The sequence below is a fragment of the Corynebacterium sp. KPL3927 genome (assembly GCF_040225835.1).
Classification (GTDB): Bacteria; Actinomycetota; Actinomycetes; order Mycobacteriales; family Mycobacteriaceae; genus Corynebacterium.
In genome coordinates, this window is sequence record NZ_JBEHGD010000006.1 from 102,928 (window position 1) to 123,227 (window position 20,300).

The window sequence follows — 20,300 nt, forward strand, 5'->3', positions numbered from 1 at the left end:
GGCTCTAGGCACGGCGAAAGCCGCCTCCCTAACCACTCGCGTGAATGAATACTCCGCGTGGTCGGGGAGGCGGCTTTAGCTATGGGGCTAAGGAAGCCTTAGTCCCATTCGAGGCCCAAGATGGCGTTTTCTACAACCTCGGGAAGGGCTGGGTGGATCCAGTACTGCTTGCGGGCAAAGTCGCGCAGGTCGATCTTATAGGTCAGCACGGTAATCAGCTGCTGGATCAGGGTGGAAGACTGCGGGCCCATCAAGTGGGCGCCGAGGAGCTGGCCCGTCTTGCGATCCGCAATCAGCTTGCAAATACCCGTGGTATCTTCCATGGCCCAGCCGTAGGCCACGTCGCCGAAGTTTTGAATCTTCACGGTGACATCGAAGCCCTGCTCCCGGGCTTCTTCTTCCTTCAAGCCCACCGTGGCGATCTGCGGGTGGGTGAAGATAGCGGCGGGAACATTGTCGTGCGGAAGCTCCTGCAGATCCTCTGGGTGGAGCAGGTTGTGCTGGATGGTGCGGGCTTCGGCGTTGGCGACGTGCTTGAGCATGTAGGGCGAAGAGACATCGCCAAGCGCCCAGACGCCTTCTGCATCCGTGAGGCCATGAGCATCGGTGGAAATGCGGCCATTGTCTAGCAGCTTGATGCCGGCCTTGTCCACATCCATGAGATCGCCATTCGGCTTGCGGCCGGTGGCAACCAGGATTGCGTCTGCCTCGAGGGTCTCGCCATTGTCGAGCTCGAGCTTCACGCCCTTGTTGGTTTCTTCCAGCTTGGTGCCATTAGCAATCCGTACATCAAAGCGCTCGCGGGCAAGCTCGTTGAAGCGCGAGGAGAGATCGGAATCGAGGTGGCGCAGCAGGGTTTCGCTGCGGTTGACCACGGTAACCTTGGTGCCGAGGCCATCGAAGACGTGGGCAAACTCCATGGCGATATAGCCGCCGCCCACGATGATCAGGCTTTCTGGTTGGCGGTCCATCCGCATGATGTCTTCGTTGGTGTAGTACTTCACACCGGAATTGGCGTAGACCTCAGGGATTACCGGGCGGGAGCCAGTAGCGACGACGATCTGATCGGCGCTGACGACGTGATCGCCGGTCTGGATGGTCTTAGGGCCAACGAAGCGAGCGTGCTCGTCGTAGACGGTAATATTCGGGGTCTTATCGCCGCGGCGGTAGTCCTCGCCGCTTTGGGCGATCTGGTCGATGCGGTTGTGGAAGACGCGCTCCACAATGGAGCTCCACTCCACGTTGTTAACCTGGGCATCGATGCCAAGACGCTCGCCTTCGCGGGCGGCGAGGGCGACATCGGCAGCGTAGACGTACATCTTGGTGGGGATGCAGCCGACGTTCAGGCATGTGCCACCGAAACGGCCCTTTTCGATGATGGCAATTTTCTTATCATGAAAGTCGCGGTTAGCAATGGAATTGCCGGAACCGGTGCCGATGATGATGAGGTCGTAGTGTTCCTCTGCGGCAGGAGTATTTGCTGTATCAATTATGGTCATATCTGTACCTTAATCCATGTGTCCAATCCGGGAATTTATGCTGGTGTAGGGGCATCCACGATGGTGGGAAGCCAGGCATCGCACGCTGCGAAGGCCTCTTCTAAGGGTTGGGGGAGGGACAAAAAGACATCGTGGCGCGCGCCTTCGATGGAATGCAGCGTGTAGTGGGCATTGAGCTCTTTCGCCCACCGCCGGGTCTGGGCGACATCGATGATGCAATCGGCGTGATTAACCGCATCGCAGTACGGAGTTCCCAATAGGGAGCGGGTAGATTGCAGCGTCAATACGGGGACTCCGGTGTTAATACGCCCGCTGTGTATGGCATCGAAACCGTGGAATACGGCGGCTAGCCAGCCGATATATTTCTTATGGCCAGCTAGAGGTTTTAGTCTGAGGTCATAGTCCCACTCGCCGTAGAAGTCCCTGTGCACCGATTCGCCATAGGCAGTGAGGTTGCCCCCAGGTAAGGCGGTCTTGGGTGCGATTTTGGCGGCGGAATATATGACAGGCTTCAGCGCGGAGACCGCCCAACCGGGAACGCCCATCATGTCGAGCCAAGGGCTATTGAGAATCAGCCCCTTAAGACGGGAGAACCGCTCCGCATCATGGCGGCGCAAAAAATCCATCCACAGCGGCGCAATCAGGCCACCAGTGGAGTGGGCGATAACGATTACGTTGTCGTTTGCAATGGCATCGAGGGCCGCGGAAAGATCCGCGTAATATAAGGACAAATCCGACACGTAGTGCCAGGACTGGCCTGGGCGGCGCGAACGGCCGCATTTGCGCAGATCGACCGCGTAAAAGTCATAGCCTTGTGCCGCAAAATGCTCTGCGACGTGCGTCTGAAAGAAGTAGTCAGTCATCCCGTGCAGCCACACCAAGGCCGGGCGGGAAGGCGATGAAGATTCGGCAGATCCCGCTGGCGTGGAGCCTTCGCTCGAGCCCGGCACATAGCGGACCAGGGTGGTGACAACGTCCCCCTCGCCATCGGGATCGGGGCCAAGGTCGAGGGTGGCTGATTGAAAATCGGGGCCGAGGATATCGGGCCCCCATGACGGAGTTGCTGTAGCCATGACACGAGTCTAGTCAACTCTAAAGGTTCGCTACGGTAGCTGCATGACCTGCCATTATTTCCCTACAATGTGAAGTGTGTAACAGACCTCCCTCTATTGTGGTGGCCAAGGTGGGGGAGAAAAACCAATCGAGTGGAGAAAAGCGTAAGGTAAGGCGTTAATGCGTGACACATCGGCAGGTTGGCTGTGCAAAACAGTCGCGGTGTGGGGCGCAAAGCGCTTAAAATATATGGTGCAGAATGCGCCGATGCATATAAATTTTCAATTCGAAGAGGTTATAACACAGTGTCCTCAGCAAAGAAGACAGCACAAGTTGTAGATGAGGTTGATGTCGCACTGGTCGGTGCCGGCATCATGAGCGCCACCTTGGGCGCCATGCTCCGCGAGCTGGAGCCGAGCTGGACCCAGATGATCTTTGAGCGCCTTGATGGCCCCGCCCTGGAATCGTCCTCTCCGTGGAATAACGCCGGTACCGGTCACTCCGCTCTGTGCGAGCTCAACTACACGCCAGAGAAGAACGGCCGCATTGATATCTCTAAAGCCATTGCCACCAACGAGAAGTTCCAGAAGTCGCGCCAGTTCTGGTCCCACCAGCTCAACAACGGCATCCTGACTGAGCCCAGCGAGTTCATCAACCCAGTCCCACACGTGTCCTTCGCTCAAGGTGAAATCCAGGCGGACTACCTGAAGCGCCGCTACGAGGTGCTGAGTGAAAAGCACATGTTCCCCGGCATGCAGTTCTCTGATGACGAATCCACGTTTGCGGAGAAGCTGCCGCTCATGGCAGAGGGCCGCGACTTTTCCAATAAGGTCGCTATCTCTTGGACCGAAGTCGGAACCGATGTGAACTTCGGTGCCTTGGCCAAGCAATTCCTGACCGCTGCGCGTGCATCTGGCACGGAGATCCGTTACGGCCACGAGGTCTTCGATATCGACCGCGATGGAAATGACTGGAAGGTCTATTCCAAGAATAAGCACACCGGCGATATCACCGTGGTGAAGGCGAAGTTCGTCTTCGTCGGCGCCGGTGGCTATGCCCTGGACTTGCTGCGCAAGGCAAAGGTGAAAGAAGTAGCAGGCTACGCCGGATTCCCCATTTCCGGTCTGTGGCTGCGTGCCAAGAATCCGGAGCTCATTGAGCAGCACCAGGCCAAGGTCTACGGTAAGGCTGCGGTGGGTGCTCCTCCGATGTCCGTGCCGCACCTGGATACCCGCGTTATCGATGGCGAGAAGGGTCTGCTGTTTGGCCCGTACGGCGGTTGGAGCCCGAAGTTCTTGAAGAAGGGCTCCTACTTGGACCTCTTCAAGTCAATTCGCCCGGATAACATCACCTCTTACCTGGGTGTTGCGGTGCAGGAGTTCGGCTTGACCAAGTACCTCATTGATGAGGTGCGCAAGGACTTCTCCGCCCGAGTCGATTCCCTGCGTGAATACGTTCCGAATGCGAAGGAAAGCGACTGGGAGACCGTGATTGCCGGTCAGCGCGTACAGGTCATTAAGCCTGCAGGCGCCCCGCGCTTCGGTTCCCTCGAGTTCGGTACTGCATTGGTTAATAACCAGGAGGGCAATATTGCCGGCCTGCTCGGCGCTTCTCCTGGTGCTTCCATTGCCCCAGCTGTCATGCTTGAGCTGCTCGAGCGTTGCTTTGGCGAGCGCATGATCGACTGGAGCGATAAGATTCGCGAGATGGTCCCGTCCTACGGCATGAAGCTGGCCAATGATGAGGACTTCTACAACGAGATGTGGGAATACACTCAGAAGACGCTGAAGCTGGAGCGCTAAACCGCCTTCGGCTTGGGCTAATTCCCCGCCCGTGCCCTCCACGCAGAACCTACTGCGCGGAGGGCTTTGTGCTGCTCAACCCCCCGAATTTCGGGGATGCCCGCACTTTAGGTTCCGCAGTAGGTTAGAAAACCTGCGAGCCCATTCGGATCGGGCTGTTCGTAAGACGGATGCGGGTGCCACGGGTGGGTCACGGCGTGGAGCAGATCAGTAAAGGGCTGCATATCGCCGGCCTCGGCGGCGCGCAGTGCCGCTTCGACGGCCATATTCCGAGGAATGACCCGGGGCACGGCAGCATCCACGGCATCCGGGGAGGGGTGAGTAGCCAGGTAGCTATCCAGGAAGTCCGTACCTGTGAAGAGCTCTTGGGCAGGAAGGGTGTGGCCGCGGGCGGCATCGGCAAGCGCTCGGTGCGCCAGCGTGATATCCGGCCGGGATAGCTGTATGGCGGCAAGGTAGGCCGAGGCTACCTCGGTAGAGGTATCAAGAGCGGTAGCCATGTCGCTGCGGCGCTGGGTGGCGAATTTCTCCTGGAAGCCGTTGATGGTCTCTTGCGCGAAGTTAACCCCGGCATTGATATCGGTATCGAATAGCGGCACGAGCGATTCCGCGAGCCGGGCGAGATTCCAGCCCAGGATTGCGGGCTGATTGCCAAAGGCATAGCGTCCCTGCTGGTCAATGCTGGAAAAGACCGTATCGGGCGAGTAGGCCTCCATAAAGGCACACGGGCCGTAATCAATGGTTTCGCCGGAGATGGTGGTGTTATCCGTATTCATCACTCCATGGATAAAGCCCAAGCGCATCCACGAGGACACGGTGGCAATCTGGCGGTCCATGACGCCCTGGAAGAACTCCCGGTAATCTGCCCCAGGGTAGTGGCGCGCGATGGCATAGTCCGCGAGATCTTGCAGGTGGCCAGACTGCGCGGCATAGTGAAAAGTTCCGACCCGGATATGGCTTGCCGCCACGCGGACCAGAACGCCTGCCGGCTGCACGTGTCCGCGCTGGATGGGCCGGCCGGTAGAAATCACAGCAAGCGAGCGCGTAGTGGGTACACCGAGGGCGTGCATGGCTTCAGAAACCAAGTACTCGCGCAGCATGGATGAAAGGGTGCCACGACCATCGGCACCCAGCCGGGAATAGGGGGTAAGCCCCGTGCCCTTGGCGTGGAGATCCCACAGCGTCCCGTCCATTTCTACCTCGCCCAGCAGCATGGCCCGTCCATCGCCCATCTGCGGATTGAAGGAACCGAATTGGAAGCCGGAATAGGCCATGGCATGCCCGCCGTCGCCGCCCAAGAGGAAGTTCAGGCCGGCTGCAGAGCGCAGCCAGTCCGTATCCAGCCCCAGCTGTACTGCCAGCTCCTCATTGAGGATTACGAGTTTAGGATCCGGTTGTTCTTCGCCGTGTGTGGTCGCCACTAGTTCCGGCAGGTGTTCGGCATAGTCGTGGTGTAGGTGCATCTTAGGCCTCCAATTGTCCTTGCACGCGGATGTGGATGCGGCCGCCAACCCAGATATCGGCGCCGTCATCGTGGATAAAGACCTCACCGTCTCTTCCCAGCTGGCTGCCCTGGCGGGCGGTGTAGCGGGTAGGGACCAACCCGCGCGAGCGCATGAATTGTGCGGCACCGCCGTTGAAGGAACCGGTGACCGGATCCTCGAATTCTGCGGTAAACGCGCGCACTTCATAAGCAGCGGAATCAGTACCCGCGCCGCTATTACACGTGCCCACCACGCCCACCTTGGGGCGGGTTGCGGCGGGCTGAACCGCGCGCACGGCCGCCGCATCGCGCAGCTGTATAAGCCGCCAACCGGGCCCATTATCCACCCAAGCGGAATCGATGACATCTGCTTCTGCGATATTCAATCCCGCGCAAGCCTCTGCAAGTTCGGCACTGCTCAGCGGCCCGCTCGCACGCAGGGGAGGTGTGGCAAAAGAATAAATTACTGCGCTTTCGCGCACGGAGACCATTCCCACCCCGCATTCCTGCACTATGGTGCCCTCCTTCTGCGGTTCATTGCCGAGCGCCCGCCAGACGGCGGCGCTACCCAAGGTGGGGTGGCCGGCGAAATCAAATTCTTCGTGCGGGGTAAAAATGCGCACGCGATAGTCCGCCGCGGGATCGGTGGGCTCGAGCAAGAACGTAGTTTCAGAAAAATTGGTCCAGTGCGCGATGGCTTGCATCTGCTGCGTCGAGAGCCCATCGGCATGGGCCACGACGGCGAGCGGGTTACCGGAAAACGCCGAGGTGGCAAAGACATCGACTTCAAAGAACTGGAGCTGCATGCCCGCCAGTCTAGTCAGCCCGGGGGATGACGCCGGCTGGTTAGTTTCTGCGCTAGCCTTGCCCTTATGTCTAAGCTTTGGCCGGATCGTGTGCGCGACTGGATTGGCCCGCCGTGGCGAATCATCATTCCCGTGTTCTTTGGCGTACTTTTGCCCAATGCCGCGAACTTTTTACACACCGATTCGCCCTTCCAGGCCATCGTCGCGGTCTTGTACACCGTCGGCATCCCGCTGGCGCTGTGGCTGCATCCCAAGCTGCAAGAAAAGTCCATCTTCTTCGTCGCCGGCACCATGACGCTGTGCATTTTCACGCCCTTGGCCTCCCTGGCAAACTTTCACGCCCCGATTTTTGCCTACACGGCATTTCTCATCGGCACGCACTCGCGCAAGCGCTTGCGCTATATCTGGCTTGCCTGGATTGCCCTCGGCTCCTTGGCCGGAACGACCGCAAGCCTATTTGGGGAAAAGTTCTTCGCGGGTAGCGACATCGGCCTGGGCGATGCGACCATGAGCCCGCTGCTTGCCTATGCCGGCACGGTCCTGCTCGGCTGGCCGGTCTTGGGCTTTTTCTACCTGCTCGGCACCAATAATCGGAAGCGCCGGGAGGGCCAACAGCTGCTCATCGAGCGCGCGGAGATGGCCGGTGCCGTCGAGCGCAACCGCATCGCCCGCGAGATGCATGACATCGTCGCCCACAACCTCGCTGGCGTCATTGCGCTTGCCGATGGCGCCCGGTTCGCCGCCGCCAAAGACCCCAAGGTAGCCACGGAGGCGCTCGATACCATCGCCTCCACCTCGCGCGAGTCTTTAAAACAGATGCGCAGCCTGCTCTCCGTCTTGCGCGAAGAGGATTCGCGCGGGGAGACCAAGGCCCCAGGCACCTCAGACATCGCCGGGCTGTTTTCGGAGGCCCGGCGCGCCGGCTTCGATATCACCGTCTACGGCATGGAAAAGCTACCCGCCGATAGCGACGAGCTCTATCAATTCACCATCTACCGCATCGTGCAGGAGATGCTGACCAATATGCTCAAATACTCCAGCCAAAATAGGGGAACCCTGCGCTTTCGCAGCGATAGGTCGGCGCTTGTTATCGAGGGGCACAACCCCATGGCACAGCCGGACGAGGACCACAGTCCCGGCTACGGGCTCATCGGGATGAAAGAGCGCGTAAAGGCCTATGGTGGCAGTGTGTCCACCAAGGCCGAGGATGGAACGTTTGCAATCACCGTGGAGGTACCGCATGTCTAATCCGGAACAGGAACCTGAGCCCATTCGCATTGCGCTTGTCGATGACCAACCGCTCCTGCGCGCCGGGTTCGCCATGCTGATCGGCTCGCAGGAGGATATGAGCGTGGTCTGGCAGGCCTCCGATGGCGATGAGGTACTGGGCCTTGCGCGGCAAGAGCCTGTCGATATCATCCTCATGGACGTGCAGATGGCGCGGGTCAACGGCATTGCGGCCACGGAGGAAGTTCTCCCGGAATGTCCCGATACCAAGGTCATCATGCTGACCACCTTTGATGACCAAAACTTTGTCCACGGTGCAATCTCTGCCGGGGCTTCTGGATTCTTGCTCAAAGACGTCGAACCCGAGGAGCTGCTCTCAGCCATTCGCACCGTGCACTCAGGCGAGGCCGTGCTCTCACCGCGCATTACCGCTCAGGTGCTCCAACAAGTCCGCAGCGAGGATAGCGGGGAGGAGCACCCGGCTTCGCATACCGCCGCGGACGCACAGTCCGGCTCTGATCCCGCAACGACCCCGCCTTCAGCGGAGCTTACCCCGCGCGAAATGGATATTTTAAGGCTTATGGCATTGGGGTATTCCAATACCGAAATATCCGAAGAGGAATTTGTCTCCATGGCAACGGTTAAGACCCACGTGCGCCACGTGCTGACCAAGACCGAGTCCCGCGACCGTGTCCAGGCCGTGCTGTATGCCTATACCCATGGGGTGGTCACCGTGGAAGAACTGCTCTCTCATCCCCAGGGATGAACCGCTAAATCCGCCTCGAGGATGGTTACTTCGCGCCGGGAAAGCGCCAAGATAAAACCATGCTCACAGTTACACAGCTTTCCAAGAAGTACGGTTCCTTTACAGCAGTAGACAACCTCTCCTTCGAGGTTCCCGATGGCCAAGTCACCGGGTTCCTAGGGCCCAATGGCTCCGGCAAGTCCACCACGATGCGCATGTGCGTGGGGCTAGAAAATCCCACCTCCGGCACCGCCACATTCGATGGCACCCCGTTCCGCGAACTACCCGATCCCGCCTCCACGGTGGGCACCTTGCTTGATGCCAACTGGTTCCACCCCGGCCGCAGCGCCCGCGCGCACTTGGGCTATATGGCGGCACTGCAGGGCGTATCGATGGACCACGTCGATGACACCCTGGAGCGAGTTGGGCTCGGGAAGGTCGCGAAAAAGCGCATCGGGGGTTATTCGCTTGGCATGAAGCAGCGCCTCGGACTTGCCTGCGCCATGATGGGCCAGCCTAAGCACTTGCTTCTCGATGAACCCGTTAACGGCCTTGACCCTGAGGGCGTGCACTGGATGCGCGACCGCATCCGCGAATTCGCCGCTGGGGGATGCTCTGTGCTGGTTTCTTCCCACCTGCTGTCAGAAATGCAGCTGACGGCGGACCGCCTGGTGGTCATCGGCAAGGGCAAGCTCGTTGGCGAAGGAACGGTAGAAGAATTCGTCAATGCCTCCGGTGCTACCACCGTGGAGGTCGTGGTGGACCAACCAGAAGAGCTGGCCCGCTTGCTGCACGATTCGAAGGCAGAAACCACCTTCGATGGGGAAGTGTTGCGCATTACCGGCTTAGACCGCGACGAGGTCGGCCAATTGTGCTTTGACCACCGCATCCGCATTAGCAGCCTTGAGGTCAAGCACCCCTCCTTGGAAGACGCCTTCCTCGGCGCTACCGCAGACCACCTGGATTACCGCTCCGCATAACTCGCTTAAGAAAGGCAGATGATGAGCCATGAATACCATCGTTTCCGAATCCCGCAAGATATTTTCCCTGCGCTCTACGTGGGTCTACCTCGCAATCATCACCGTTGGGCTGACGGCCGCCAACGTGCTGATGGGAGCTATCCGCAATGACGACAGCGCCCTCCAATCTTCCGACGTGGCCATTGGTGCCATCTTTGCCGTCGTCATCATGATCTTTTCCTCGGCCACGTTGGTTGGCGGCGATCTACAAAAAGGCACCGTAGCCTGGAGCTACCTATCCACCAATCGGCGCTTGCAGGTGCTCTCGAGCCAAATACTCGTGATCACCGTAGCTAACGTGGCGGCCGCAGCCTTGGCCGGCATCCTTGGAATGCTGCTCAACAGCGCGCTCGGCGGATCTTATGACTTCTCCAGCTTCGTACACTACCCAGATAACGCAGTATTCCTCTTCACCTTTGTGGAATACATCGTCTACACCCTGCTGGCCACAGGCCTAGCATATATCCTGCGCAGCGGTACTTTTGCGGCGATGCTGCTCATTATCGAATACTTCGTCATCGAAAGCGTGCTGACCTCGATGGACATGGGCTGGGCCAAATTCATCCTGCAGATTTTGCCCGATGCCAACCTGCGCACCTTCTTCCAAGGCCAAGACACTTTCGGGCTCATGGCCCCGCAGTGGGTATCCGGTGTCATCGTCCTGGCCATGGTGGTAGCTGTCCTCGGCGGGGCCGCAGCCGTCCAGCGCCGTCGCGCCGTGGTCTAAGCTCCTAGCAGGCACTCACACCCTACGGGGATACGATGAGTGTAAGCTCCTGCGAGCCGTGCGGTGGTTCCTCCACCGTCATGCCAGCAGCGCGCGCGATCGCGGCGACATCGGCGGCGCTGAAGGCATCGGCAGGCGAAAGCGCCAGTTCCCGGGCCAATAGGCCCTTATAGTGCTTATTAAAGTGGCTGACCACCTTGCGCGAGCCATCCGGCTGCACGCTTTCTACCCGCACCGTCACGGCCGAAGGCAGCCTACCCAGCTGCTGGTAGGTGCCCGAGCGCAGATCCACAACCAGCTCATCGATGTTTTCTAACGCCTGCGTTACCTGCTTGCCCCAATAAGACTTCATCGTGCGACCGCCCAGCTTGGAACCGCCCGATAAGCGGTAATGCGGGATAGGGTCGCCCGCGCGCAGGAGCCCGAAGAGGGCATCGCCAATAGCAAGGCGCCGCCAAGAAGGAAGGGTGGATGCCGAAAGGGCATCAAACAGCACCCCTGTATAACGCTGCACCGCCGGCATGGTGGGGGTGGTATAAAGCTGGCTATTCGATTCGGCCTCACCGCGCAGCTTCTCCGAGAGCTTAAGCACGACCATTGCCTCATCTATAGGAAGAGACTGCAGCTCAGCGGCGATTTCGCGCCGCGTATCGCTTAGCTCTGGAAAAGATAGGTTGGCAAAATCAAGCGGCTTTCCTGTGCCGCCATGAGCCTTGGTTTCTGAAGGAGGGAGGACAATGAGCATATAGATAGGGTAGCGATGTATATTTTGACCATGATTACCCGCCTTTCTGAACTATTTCTCCGCACCCTTCGTGAGGACCCAGCCGATGCCGAGGTCCCTAGCCACAAGCTGTTGGTGCGTGCCGGCTACGTGCGCCGCGTCGCGCCGGGCATTTATACCTGGTTGCCGTTGGGGCTGCGTACCCTGCGCAAGATTGAAGACGTAGTACGCCAAGAAATGGACGCCATTGGCGGGCAAGAGATGCTTTTCCCGGCGCTATTGCCGCGCGAGCCCTATGAAAAGACCAACCGATGGGTGGAATATGGTCCCAATCTATTCCGGCTGCAGGACCGCAAGAATGCGGACCTGCTGCTTGGGCCCACGCACGAGGAAATGTTTGCCAATGCCGTAAAAGACATGTACTCCTCATACAAGGATTTCCCGGTCACCTTGTATCAAATTCAGACGAAGTATCGCGATGAGGAACGCCCCCGCGCCGGGGTGCTGCGCGGGCGCGAGTTCGTGATGAAGGACTCCTACTCCTTCGATATGAACGATGAGGGCCTCGATTCCTCCTACGCCCGCCACCGCAAGGCGTATCAAAATGTTTTTGACCGCTTGGAAATCGATTACGCCATTTGTAAGGCCACTTCTGGGGCGATGGGCGGCTCCGCCTCCGAGGAGTTCTTGGCGCTATCTGAGGCGGGCGAAGACCTCTTTGTCCGCTCCACCGAGGGCGATTATGCGGCCAATGTAGAGGCAGTCGTGACCCAAGCGCCCCCAGAAAAGGACATTGCGGGTCAGCCCGCAGCAAAGGAATATCGGACCCCGGATGCCGCCACCATTGAAGCGCTTGTGCACTGGGCTAAGGCCGAGGACATTGCGGTTGATGGCCATGAGGTTCGGGCTGCGGATATCCTCAAGTGCGTCATGGTGGAGGTAACCTACCCGGCGTTAGAGGATTCTGAAGAGAAGAAGGAACTGGCGGCCGTGCTGATCCCGGGCGACCGCGAACTGGATACCAAGCGCCTTGAAGCGGCCTTGGAACCGGCAGAGTTCACCCTGGCAAGCGATAAGATTTATGCGCAATACGATTTCTTGGAGCAGGGCTTTGTGGGCCCGCGCGCGCTGAATTCCAATGGGGTGAAGGTCTTTGCCGATCCCCGCGTGGTCAAAGGTTCTTCCTGGATCACGGGCGCGGATGCGCAAAACTGCTACGTCGTGGGTTGCGTGGCCGGCCGCGATTTCCACGTCGATGAGTTTGTGGAAGCGGCCGAGGTCAAAGAGGGTGATCCCGCACCAGATAACCAGGGCACCTTGGCTTTGCAGCGTGGCATCGAGTTGGGCCACATCTTCCAGCTGGGCCGGAAGTACACCGAGGCCTTCGACGTGCAAATTCTCGATGAAAACGGCAAGCGGGCCATCCCTACGATGGGCTCTTACGGCATCGGCATCTCCCGTATGCTTGCCGTGCTGGCAGAGCAACGCCACGATGAGAAGGGCCTGAATTGGCCGGTTGCAGTGGCGCCGTACCAGGTGCACGTGGCGGTGGCGAATAAGGACGCAGCGGCCATGGAGGCCGGCGATAAGTTGGTAGAAGAGCTGTCCCAGGCGGGCCTTGAGGTGCTTTTCGATGACCGCCCGAAGGTTTCCCCAGGCGTGAAGTTCAAGGATGCAGAGCTGCTCGGCATGCCGTTTGTGGCCATCGTGGGACGCGCCTTCAAAGACGGCATCATCGAGCTGCGCATCCGCGGGCAGGAAACCCTGGAAGTTCCGGCGGATGACATCGTGGATAAACTCCTCGAGTTGGTGCGGGCCTAGCTTAAAGCACCGCCTCAAGGCCCCGTGCCAATAAGTAGTGGCAGGGTAGCGTGGGGAAGCATGAGACTAAATAAAAAGGTGCTTCCCACGGCTCTTATCACCATGGGAGCCCTGCATTTCCTGCGCGCGAAAACCTTCGAATCCATCGTGCCACCGCAGCTGCCGGGCTCGCCGCGGTTGTATAACTTTGCCTCCGGCGCCTGGGAAATAGCTACGGGCTTTTTGCTCACCGATCGCGCCACCCGCGAATCCGGTGGCGCGTCAGCCGCGGCGCTATTTCTTGCCGTGTGGCCGGCGAATATGTACCACGCCTGGATCGAACGCGATGCGGGAAAGCCGAAAAAGCTTTATCACATCATCCGTCTACCGCTGCAGATTCCGTTGATTCGCTACGCATGGAAGATTGCGCAGGGTAGGGCATAAAACCCAAAAAGAACCGACCCCCAATTTTCCACGGTAAATACCATGAAGAAACGCGGGAAGTCGGTTGCTTGCGCGATGCTGCGTTAGCGGCGGCATCACGCGACCGCTGCGGGCGGAAGCGTATTAGCCAGCCACGGGGCCGCCGCAATTAGGCCATGCGCCAGCTCCCTGGTTTGCAAGAACGTTTTCAGCGATTTCAATCTGCTGTTGCTTGGTGGCTTGGTCAGCGGTAGCCGCGTACTGGGTGCCGCCGCTACCAGCCCAGGTTTGCTGCGAGAACTGCAGCCCGCCGTGGTAGCCATTGCCGGTGTTGATGTGCCAGTCACCGCCGGACTCGCACGCGGCGACTTGGTCCCACGCGTTTTCTGGGGCGGCGTTGGCGGCTGGTGCGGCAATGCCGGCGATGCCCAACGTAGCTGCGGCCATAGTGAGCAAGGTCTTCTTAGTACGCATTGAGAAAGCACTCCTTCTCATTGTGTTGTAGGGCTTGTGGAATCTCCAGCAAGCACGTAGTCCACCAAATTACGTATGGTTTGGAGGCATTAGCAATGAAAAGCGGCCTATAACTCGCTGATTTTTCGCTGACTGCCGGACAGTGAATATTCAGGTAGGCGCGGCGGGGCAAAACCGGGAGCTATGCGGCCTGGGCTTCGGCGGCGATGCCGATTAACCAGTTCAGCCACTCCTGGTTTGGGCTTTCTTGTTGTGCGGCGGCCACCGCGGCCGCGTGCCACTTGTCTGCGTCTTGTTCAACCAACGTATCGAGGAAGGCTGCAGCGGAGTCCGCATCGCTGGGAAGCGTGGTTGCGCCGGAGGAATAGGCAGGCTCTGGCTGGGGAACCTTGCCGTTATGGCCAAGTGCTTCTTGCAGTTGGTCGATGCGGCGGTGATGGACTCTTAAGAGCTTATCGATGCGCTCTTCGGCAGCAGGAGCGCTATAAGCCCGCGCGAAATCCAGGCCAAAGACCAGCTCGTATTCCCACTGCAACAAATCAGCGGCGCTATCGCGAAGGGGCTGGGAGAGCGCGGGAATATCGGGGGCATCGCCAGGCAGCCAGGCATTAAGCGTGATGGCTTGTTGGGTGACTATGGGCCGAGATTCAGAACTGACTTCATCGGCGGCTTCCGTGGTGGCAGAGGCGGCTTCTTCTAGCACCTGGGAAGAATCTGTGGCCGGTGGTGCCTGCGTGGGCCGTTCCACCTCACAGCTGTGTGGGACGTTACCTTGGTCATCGGTGCCGCAGAGGCGCGCAATCTCCTTATACAGTGCATCAGCCTGGGAGCTGCGCATATCCGCGGCCGCATCATCAACCCCTTGAAGGGCGAGGCCATCGCTCGCGGCAGCCACGGCTAGGCGCTCGAGCGCGTCTTCTGGGCGCGGGCCAAAATAGTCGACGACGGAGTCGACTGCGGAACAACCCGCGAGGGCGGGCAGGGCGGCAGTCGAGGCTACACAGGTTAAAGCAATACGTCGGCGGTTCACCCAAAAGACTGTACCTTGAAGGACGTAGGCTAGTGGGCATGGCTTTCCCAGATGCACAACAATTAACTGATTTGCTCCAACCTCGCTTAGAAGCCCGCGGGCTGGACGTGGAGGATATTAAAACCACCAAGGCGGGAAAGAAATCACAGGTCATCATCCGTATCGATGGCGATATGCGTCCCAGCTCGGATGTATTGGAGGAAGTCTCCGACGATATTTCAGCCTTCTTTGATGAAAAAGAGGCGGCGGGTGAGCTGAATTTCGGTGCCGGATATACCTTGGAGGTCTCTACCCCCGGTGTGGATTTGCCGCTCACCGCACCGCGCCACTGGCGCCGCAATAAGGGGCGGAAGGTGACGTTTAACCGCGGCGACGACAAGAGCCACACCGCGCGTATCGGCGCGCTTAATGCGGCCGAAGATGCCGTTGTCCTTATTACTTCCCAGAAAAACGAGGTGCATACAGAAGTGGAGCGATTGGAAAACATTGCCCACGCAGTGGTAGAAATTGAGTTTGCACAGCCATCACAAAGTGAGCTAGACGCCGTGCACCAGCCATTTGCAGAAGCCGAGAGCTAACCGGCGATCGAGAGGATAGACAAGTGAATATTGATCTTGAGGCACTTCGCACCATCGAATCCGAACGGCAGGTCCCCGTCAATGACCTGTTGGAGTCGATTGCAAGTGCCTTGTTGTATTCCTACCTGGATTACCGCGAATCCACCGCGGAGGGCAAGGCCGAAGGCGCCAAGTCCCGGGTAGACATCGATACCACCACCGGTGCCGTCAGCGTCATCGTTACCGAGCGAGACCCCGAAACCGGGGAAGTTACCAGTGAGTACGATGACACCCCGGATAACTTTGGCCGCGTGGGCGCACGCGCCGTGCGCGAAGCCATCTTGCGCAAGCTGCGCGAGGCTGAAGCCGAGCGCACTTTTGATTCCTATTCGGAGCTTAGCGGGCGCGTTGTCAGTGGCATCGTCCAGCGCGATGCGCGTGCCAATGCCCGCGGCATCGTTGTAGTCCAGCTCGGTTCCGAACTGGAATCGCAAGACGGAATCTTGCTTCCCGCAGAACAAATCCCCGGGGAAAAGCTGCAGCACGGTGACCGCATCAAGGCCTATGTGGTGGGGGTCAATCGCAATGGCGCCAATGTGCAGATCAATTTGTCAAGGACCCACCCAGAGCTGGTGCGCGGGCTTTTTGAACTGGAAGTTCCGGAAGTTGCGGATGGCAGCGTGGAAATGATCGCCATCGCCCGCGAAGCCGGGCACCGCTCGAAGGTCGCCGTTATTGGTCACGCTAAGGGCTTGAACGCCAAGGGCGCGTGCATCGGCCCGCGCGGGCAGCGCGTGAATAACATCATGCGCCAGCTCGGTGGGGAAAAGATCGACATCATTGATTACAGCGAGGATCCCACCGTGTATGTGGGCAATGCATTGGCGCCCTCCAAGGTGATTAAGGTGACCGTGCTCGATAGCGAAGAGCAAGTGGCGCGAGTCATCGTCCCTGACTACCAGCTGTCCCTTGCCATTGGTAAGGAAGGCCAGAACGCGCGCCTAGCCGCCCGTTTGACTGGGTGGAAGATCGATATTCATTCAGACGCGGACGCGAATTAAGGAAATGCGGATAAATAGCGTAGGCTAGTAAACGGCCCAGATGCAGAAAGGGACATGCAGACGCAGCGAAAGTTAAGGAGTTCGATGTCGCAGACTCAACGGCTTCGTACTTGCATCGCTACGCGTCGCCGCATGCCCGATACGGAGCTGCTGCGGGTGGTCATTGATGCCAATGACCCTCAAGGCAGCCGTGCGGTGGCGGATCCATTCCGGCGGCTTCCAGGCCGTGGCGCATGGATTAGCCCCACGCTTTCTGCACTCGAGCTAGCTGAGCGCAAACATGCTTTTAAGCGCGCGCTTCGCACGTCCGCATCCGTGGACACAGGTCAGGTACGTAGGTACTTGGAAGCACAGTGCGAAAATGTACAGGGCGAAAAAGTACCGTGTGCGGAACAAGCTGCACAAGATTCGTACACACCAGAGTTAAAAAGGAAGACCGAACACTGATGAGCGCACAACGATGAAGCATCAGCGATGAAAGTCCAGAACGTTTAACTAGGAGTCAGGCCAGTTTTTCGCGGCCTTGGCTCCTAGGCGATACCAAGAGGAGACAAGTGCCCGGAAAGCTACGTGTTCACGAGTTGGCAAAACAGCTCGGAGTAACCAGCAAGGAACTGCTCGCCACCCTGAAGGAACAAGGCGAGTTCGTGAAGACCGCATCCTCGACCATCGAACCACCGGTGGTCAAAAAGATGCGTGCTCACTATGAAGCACAGTCCGGTGGCGATGCCACCGAAGCTAAGGCTGAGAAGACTGCCAAGCCCGCTAAGCCCGGACAAGGCAGCGCCAAGAAGCAGGCATCGCCTGCGCCAAAGCCAGGCGCTGGCGCACAGGGTGGGGCGAAATCCAAATCCGCTGCGCCTAAGCCCGGCGCACCGAAGCCATCCGACGCTGCACCGAAGCCAGGCGCAGGGGCCGCTAAGGCTGCCCCCAAGCCTGGCCAGGCAGCACCAAAGCCGGGCGCTGCCGCTGGAAAGCCGGCACCGAAGCCTGGCCAGGGTGCACCGAAGCCAGGTCAGAACGCAGGCCAAGGCGATGCCAAGAAGTCGGGCGAGCGTCCGAACCCAGGCAACGCCATGCCGCGTCCGATGCCTAAGCCCGGCGGATCCCGCCGTGTGGCCAATAACCCATTTTCCACGGGTGGCGGCGACAACCGCCCAGGCCCACGCCCGGGTGGCTCCAAGGGCCAGCGCGGCGGCAACCGTCCCGGCGATAACCGCGGTGGAAAGCGCGGCGGCCGCAATGAGGGCGGCGCTAACCGTCAGGGCCAGGATCAGAACCAAGGCCAGGGTGGCGGCGGTGGACGTCGTCCGTCGCCAGCCATGATGCCTTCGCATCCGAACCCTGCCTCGATGCCGTCCAAGGCACCGAGCGGTGGCGGACGCGGCGGCCGCGGTCGCGGCGGCCACGGCGGACCTGGTGGTCCAGGTGGCCCAGGCGGCGGTCGTCCCGGCGGTTTCCGCGGTGGACGCGGTGGACGTCGCGGTGGCACCGCTGGTGCATTCGGCCGTCCAGGTGGCGCACCACGCAAGGGCAAGAAGTCGAAGCGGCAAAAGCGCCATGAGTTTGAAGAGCAGCAGAAGCACGTTGTAGGCGGCGTCCGCTTGCCAGATGGCAAGGGACAGACCGTCCGTCTGCGCCGCGGCGCTTCGCTGTCTGACTTCGCGGAGAAGATCGGTGCCGATCCAGCAGCATTGGTGCAGGCACTGTTCAACCTTGGTGAAATGGTCACCGCAACCGCATCCGTATCGGAAGATACGCTGCAGCTGCTCGGTGACGAGATCAACTACAAGGTAGAAGTCGTCTCCCCAGAAGACGAGGATCGCGAGCTGCTCGAGTCCTTCGACCTGCAATTCGGTGAGGACGAAGGTGGCGAAGAGGCCCTCGAACACCGCCCTCCAGTCGTCTCCGTCATGGGTCACGTTGACCACGGTAAGACCCGCCTGTTGGATACCATCCGTAAGACCAATGAGGCAGCCGGCGAGGCCGGCGGTATTACCCAGGGAATCGGTGCTTACCAGACCACGGTTGACGTGGATGGCGAGCGCACCATCACCTTCCTGGATACCCCTGGCCACGAGGCCTTTACCGCCATGCGTGCCCGCGGTGCGAAGTCCACCGACTTGGCCATCTTGGTCGTTGCCGCCGATGACGGCGTCATGCCACAGACGGTTGAGGCCATCAACCACGCCAAGGCTGCCGATATCCCGGTGGTCGTGGCCGTCAACAAGGTAGATAAGCCGGAAGCGCAGCCGGAAAAGATCCGTGGCCAGCTCACGGAGTACGGCTTGGTGCCAGAAGAGTACGGCGGCGACACGATGTTCGTGGACATCTCTGCTAAGCAGGGCCAGAACATTGACCAGCTGCTGGAGTCTGTCATCCTGACTGCCGATGCCGCCCTCGAGCTCACGGCCAACCCAGAGATGGATGCCCAGGGTGTGGCCATCGAGGCCCACTTGGACCGCGGTCGCGGCCCGGTGGCTACGGTCATCGTCCAGCGCGGTACGCTGCACGTCGGCGATTCCATCGTGGTAGGTGATGCGCATGGTCGCGTGCGCCGCATGCTCGATGAGTTTGGTGAGGACGTCAAGGAAGCCGGTCCTTCCCGCCCGGTACAGGTGCAAGGCCTGTCCGGCGTTCCAGGTGCCGGCGATAACCTGCTCGTGGTCGACGATGACCGCGTGGCCCGCCAGATCGCCAACCAGCGCGATGCTCGTAAGCGTTCTGCCTTGCAGGCAAAACAGCGCAAGCGCGTGTCCCTGGAGGATCTGGACAAGGTATTGCAGGAGACCTCCACCCTCAACCTGATCCTCAAGGGCGACAACGCCGGCTCCGTCGAGGCGCTGGAAGATGCCCTGCTGGATATCAAGACCGAGGACGAAGTCGAGCTCAACATCATCGACCGCGGTGTTGGTGCCGTAACGGAGACCAACATTTCCTTGGCCGCCGCTTCCGACGCCGTCATCATTGCGTTCAATGTGCGCTCGGAGGGCAAGGCCACGGAGATCGCTACCCAAGAGGGCGTGGATATCCGCTACTACACGGTTATCTACAAGGCCATCGAGGAAGTCGAGGCCGCTCTCAAGGGCATGCTCAAGCCGATCTACGAGGAACGCGACACCGGTGCGGCCGAAATCCGCGCCCTGTTCAAGTCTTCCTCGGTGGGTACCATCGCCGGTTGTATGGTCACCGAAGGCAAGGTTGTCCGCAACGGCAAGGTTCGCTTGCTCCGCGATAACAACGTGGTTACTGCCGATGCCAAGATCGAGTCCCTGCGTCACGAAAAGGACGACGCTACTGAGATCAAGGCCGGCTATGAGTGCGGTATGGTGCTGTCCTACCCGGATATCCAGGTAGGCGATATCATCCAGGCTTATGAGGAAGTCGAGGTACCGCGCGACTAGTCGCTGCTAGTTTCGGCCCGCTGTGCGTGCCCACCTCAAGGTTCTTTCTCCACGGAGGGAGATCGCGAGGTGCGGCAGGTAGAGCGGGCCGTTTCGCGTTTTCACATGTGAGGTTTTCAAGCGGTTTCCATTGGGTGCGGTGAGTAACTAAACTGGTGGTTTCTGATACTGCGACACGGTAATTTAGGAATAAATTTTTCCCCTTTAGCTTGGAGGTTCTCATGGTCGATCACGCTCGCGCTGCGCGGCTAGCAAAACGAATTCAGGAAATCGTGGCTAGTGCGATTGAGCTGCAAATCAAGGATCGCCGCCTGGAGATGGTCACCGTCACCGACGCCCGCGTCACCGGTGATTTGCACGACGCTACTGTCTTTTACACGGTGCGCGGCCACGATATCGAGGCCGAACCCGATTATGACCAAGCTGAGGAAGCACTCAAGCGCGCGAAGGGGCAGTTGCGTAAGAT

At 59.5% G+C, this 20,300-nt stretch carries 19 protein-coding genes; 12 read left to right on the forward strand and 7 right to left on the reverse strand.

Translation table 11 applies throughout. The features are described 5' to 3' along the window. Window positions 1-98 precede the first annotated feature (98 nt). Entirely contained in the window at window positions 99-1,499 is a 1,401-nt protein-coding gene (mtr, locus tag ABRP86_RS05010) for a mycothione reductase (protein WP_349862826.1), read from the reverse strand. Between the two features lie 35 nt (window positions 1,500-1,534). Next, a complete protein-coding gene (locus ABRP86_RS05015) occupies window positions 1,535-2,572 on the reverse strand; it encodes an alpha/beta hydrolase (RefSeq protein WP_349862828.1) in 1,038 nt (345 codons plus the stop codon). A gap of 285 nt (window positions 2,573-2,857) precedes the next feature. Between ABRP86_RS05015 and mqo the strand changes: the two genes are divergently transcribed. Further along, entirely contained in the window at window positions 2,858-4,354 is a 1,497-nt protein-coding gene (mqo, locus tag ABRP86_RS05020; RefSeq protein ID WP_349862829.1) for a malate dehydrogenase (quinone), read from the forward strand. 107 nt (window positions 4,355-4,461) lie between these two features. Here mqo and ABRP86_RS05025 read toward each other — a convergent pair whose 3' ends face one another. Both ABRP86_RS05025 and ABRP86_RS05030 read right to left on the reverse strand, forming a co-directional pair. Then, the gene (locus tag ABRP86_RS05025) at window positions 4,462-5,817 is read right to left on the reverse strand and encodes a protein adenylyltransferase SelO (RefSeq protein WP_349862831.1); all 1,356 of its coding nucleotides are present in this window, start codon (window positions 5,815-5,817) and stop codon (window positions 4,462-4,464) included. 1 nt (window position 5,818) lies between these two features. Then, window positions 5,819-6,643, reverse strand: coding sequence for a PhzF family phenazine biosynthesis protein (locus ABRP86_RS05030; protein ID WP_349862833.1), 825 nt, complete (start codon window positions 6,641-6,643; stop codon window positions 5,819-5,821). Window positions 6,644-6,709: 66 nt separating this feature from the next. On the opposite strand from ABRP86_RS05030, the gene ABRP86_RS05035 reads away from it, so the two are divergent. Genes ABRP86_RS05035 through ABRP86_RS05050 form a run of 4 tightly spaced genes read left to right on the forward strand, consistent with a single transcriptional unit; the run spans window position 6,710 to window position 10,361 of the window. Next, complete coding sequence (locus ABRP86_RS05035) at window positions 6,710-7,891, forward strand: sensor histidine kinase (protein ID WP_284630972.1); 1,182 nt, start codon at window positions 6,710-6,712, stop codon at window positions 7,889-7,891. Then, window positions 7,884-8,636: a response regulator gene (locus tag ABRP86_RS05040; RefSeq protein ID WP_349862835.1), complete on the forward strand. Its 753-nt coding sequence runs from the start codon at window positions 7,884-7,886 to the stop codon at window positions 8,634-8,636. The genes ABRP86_RS05035 and ABRP86_RS05040 overlap by 8 nt, the downstream gene beginning before the upstream one ends. Window positions 8,637-8,695: 59 nt before the next feature. Then, complete coding sequence (locus ABRP86_RS05045; protein WP_349862837.1) at window positions 8,696-9,595, forward strand: ABC transporter ATP-binding protein; 900 nt, start codon at window positions 8,696-8,698, stop codon at window positions 9,593-9,595. A gap of 28 nt (window positions 9,596-9,623) precedes the next feature. Continuing rightward, complete coding sequence (locus tag ABRP86_RS05050; protein WP_023022852.1) at window positions 9,624-10,361, forward strand: ABC transporter permease; 738 nt, start codon at window positions 9,624-9,626, stop codon at window positions 10,359-10,361. A gap of 22 nt (window positions 10,362-10,383) precedes the next feature. Here ABRP86_RS05050 and yaaA read toward each other — a convergent pair whose 3' ends face one another. Beyond that, a complete protein-coding gene (gene yaaA, locus ABRP86_RS05055; protein ID WP_023022850.1) occupies window positions 10,384-11,106 on the reverse strand; it encodes a peroxide stress protein YaaA in 723 nt (240 codons plus the stop codon). Window positions 11,107-11,136: 30 nt separating this feature from the next. On the opposite strand from yaaA, the gene ABRP86_RS05060 reads away from it, so the two are divergent. Both ABRP86_RS05060 and ABRP86_RS05065 read left to right on the forward strand, forming a co-directional pair. After that, window positions 11,137-12,906 (forward strand): proline--tRNA ligase, encoded by a 1,770-nt coding sequence (locus ABRP86_RS05060; RefSeq protein ID WP_034659203.1) that lies wholly within the window; start codon window positions 11,137-11,139, stop codon window positions 12,904-12,906. A gap of 60 nt (window positions 12,907-12,966) precedes the next feature. Next, entirely contained in the window at window positions 12,967-13,329 is a 363-nt protein-coding gene (locus ABRP86_RS05065) for a DoxX family protein (protein ID WP_349862839.1), read from the forward strand. A 123-nt stretch (window positions 13,330-13,452) separates the two neighbouring features. Here ABRP86_RS05065 and ABRP86_RS05070 read toward each other — a convergent pair whose 3' ends face one another. Both ABRP86_RS05070 and ABRP86_RS05075 read right to left on the reverse strand, forming a co-directional pair. Continuing rightward, entirely contained in the window at window positions 13,453-13,782 is a 330-nt protein-coding gene (locus ABRP86_RS05070; protein WP_023022843.1) for a transglycosylase family protein, read from the reverse strand. 181 nt (window positions 13,783-13,963) lie between these two features. Further along, window positions 13,964-14,812 carry a DUF4439 domain-containing protein gene (locus tag ABRP86_RS05075; RefSeq protein ID WP_349862841.1) on the reverse strand — a complete coding sequence of 283 codons (849 nt, stop codon included), beginning with the start codon at window positions 14,810-14,812 and terminating at the stop codon, window positions 13,964-13,966. Window positions 14,813-14,850: 38 nt separating this feature from the next. Between ABRP86_RS05075 and rimP the strand changes: the two genes are divergently transcribed. The 5 genes from rimP to ABRP86_RS05100 all read left to right on the forward strand — a co-directional run. Continuing rightward, window positions 14,851-15,390, forward strand: a complete 540-nt coding sequence (gene rimP / locus ABRP86_RS05080; protein WP_034659205.1) for a ribosome maturation factor RimP — start codon at window positions 14,851-14,853, stop codon at window positions 15,388-15,390. Window positions 15,391-15,413: 23 nt separating this feature from the next. After that, a complete protein-coding gene (nusA, locus tag ABRP86_RS05085) occupies window positions 15,414-16,430 on the forward strand; it encodes a transcription termination factor NusA (RefSeq protein ID WP_023022837.1) in 1,017 nt (338 codons plus the stop codon). Between the two features lie 84 nt (window positions 16,431-16,514). Then, entirely contained in the window at window positions 16,515-16,877 is a 363-nt protein-coding gene (locus tag ABRP86_RS05090; RefSeq protein WP_023022835.1) for a YlxR family protein, read from the forward strand. A gap of 107 nt (window positions 16,878-16,984) precedes the next feature. Then, the gene (gene infB, locus ABRP86_RS05095; protein ID WP_349862843.1) at window positions 16,985-19,834 is read left to right on the forward strand and encodes a translation initiation factor IF-2; all 2,850 of its coding nucleotides are present in this window, start codon (window positions 16,985-16,987) and stop codon (window positions 19,832-19,834) included. Window positions 19,835-20,055: 221 nt separating this feature from the next. Beyond that, window positions 20,056-20,300: ribosome-binding factor A (locus ABRP86_RS05100; RefSeq protein ID WP_349862845.1), on the forward strand; the 245-nt coding region annotated here is incomplete at its 3' end.

What these genes read in the sequence shown, in the direction of transcription:
- mtr (WP_349862826.1), bottom strand. Translation starts at nt 1,499, where the DNA reads ATGACCATAATTGATACAGCAAATACTCCTGCCGCAGAGGAACACTAC.
- ABRP86_RS05015 (WP_349862828.1), bottom strand. Translation starts at nt 2,572, where the DNA reads ATGGCTACAGCAACTCCGTCATGGGGGCCCGATATCCTCGGCCCCGAT.
- ABRP86_RS05025 (WP_349862831.1), bottom strand. Translation starts at nt 5,817, where the DNA reads ATGCACCTACACCACGACTATGCCGAACACCTGCCGGAACTAGTGGCG.
- ABRP86_RS05030 (WP_349862833.1), bottom strand. Translation starts at nt 6,643, where the DNA reads ATGCAGCTCCAGTTCTTTGAAGTCGATGTCTTTGCCACCTCGGCGTTT.
- ABRP86_RS05035 (WP_284630972.1), top strand. Translation starts at nt 6,710, where the DNA reads ATGTCTAAGCTTTGGCCGGATCGTGTGCGCGACTGGATTGGCCCGCCG.
- ABRP86_RS05040 (WP_349862835.1), top strand. Translation starts at nt 7,884, where the DNA reads ATGTCTAATCCGGAACAGGAACCTGAGCCCATTCGCATTGCGCTTGTC.
- ABRP86_RS05045 (WP_349862837.1), top strand. Translation starts at nt 8,696, where the DNA reads ATGCTCACAGTTACACAGCTTTCCAAGAAGTACGGTTCCTTTACAGCA.
- ABRP86_RS05050 (WP_023022852.1), top strand. Translation starts at nt 9,624, where the DNA reads ATGAATACCATCGTTTCCGAATCCCGCAAGATATTTTCCCTGCGCTCT.
- yaaA (WP_023022850.1), bottom strand. Translation starts at nt 11,106, where the DNA reads ATGCTCATTGTCCTCCCTCCTTCAGAAACCAAGGCTCATGGCGGCACA.
- ABRP86_RS05060 (WP_034659203.1), top strand. Translation starts at nt 11,137, where the DNA reads ATGATTACCCGCCTTTCTGAACTATTTCTCCGCACCCTTCGTGAGGAC.
- ABRP86_RS05065 (WP_349862839.1), top strand. Translation starts at nt 12,967, where the DNA reads ATGAGACTAAATAAAAAGGTGCTTCCCACGGCTCTTATCACCATGGGA.
- ABRP86_RS05070 (WP_023022843.1), bottom strand. Translation starts at nt 13,782, where the DNA reads ATGCGTACTAAGAAGACCTTGCTCACTATGGCCGCAGCTACGTTGGGC.
- rimP (WP_034659205.1), top strand. Translation starts at nt 14,851, where the DNA reads ATGGCTTTCCCAGATGCACAACAATTAACTGATTTGCTCCAACCTCGC.
- ABRP86_RS05090 (WP_023022835.1), top strand. Translation starts at nt 16,515, where the DNA reads ATGTCGCAGACTCAACGGCTTCGTACTTGCATCGCTACGCGTCGCCGC.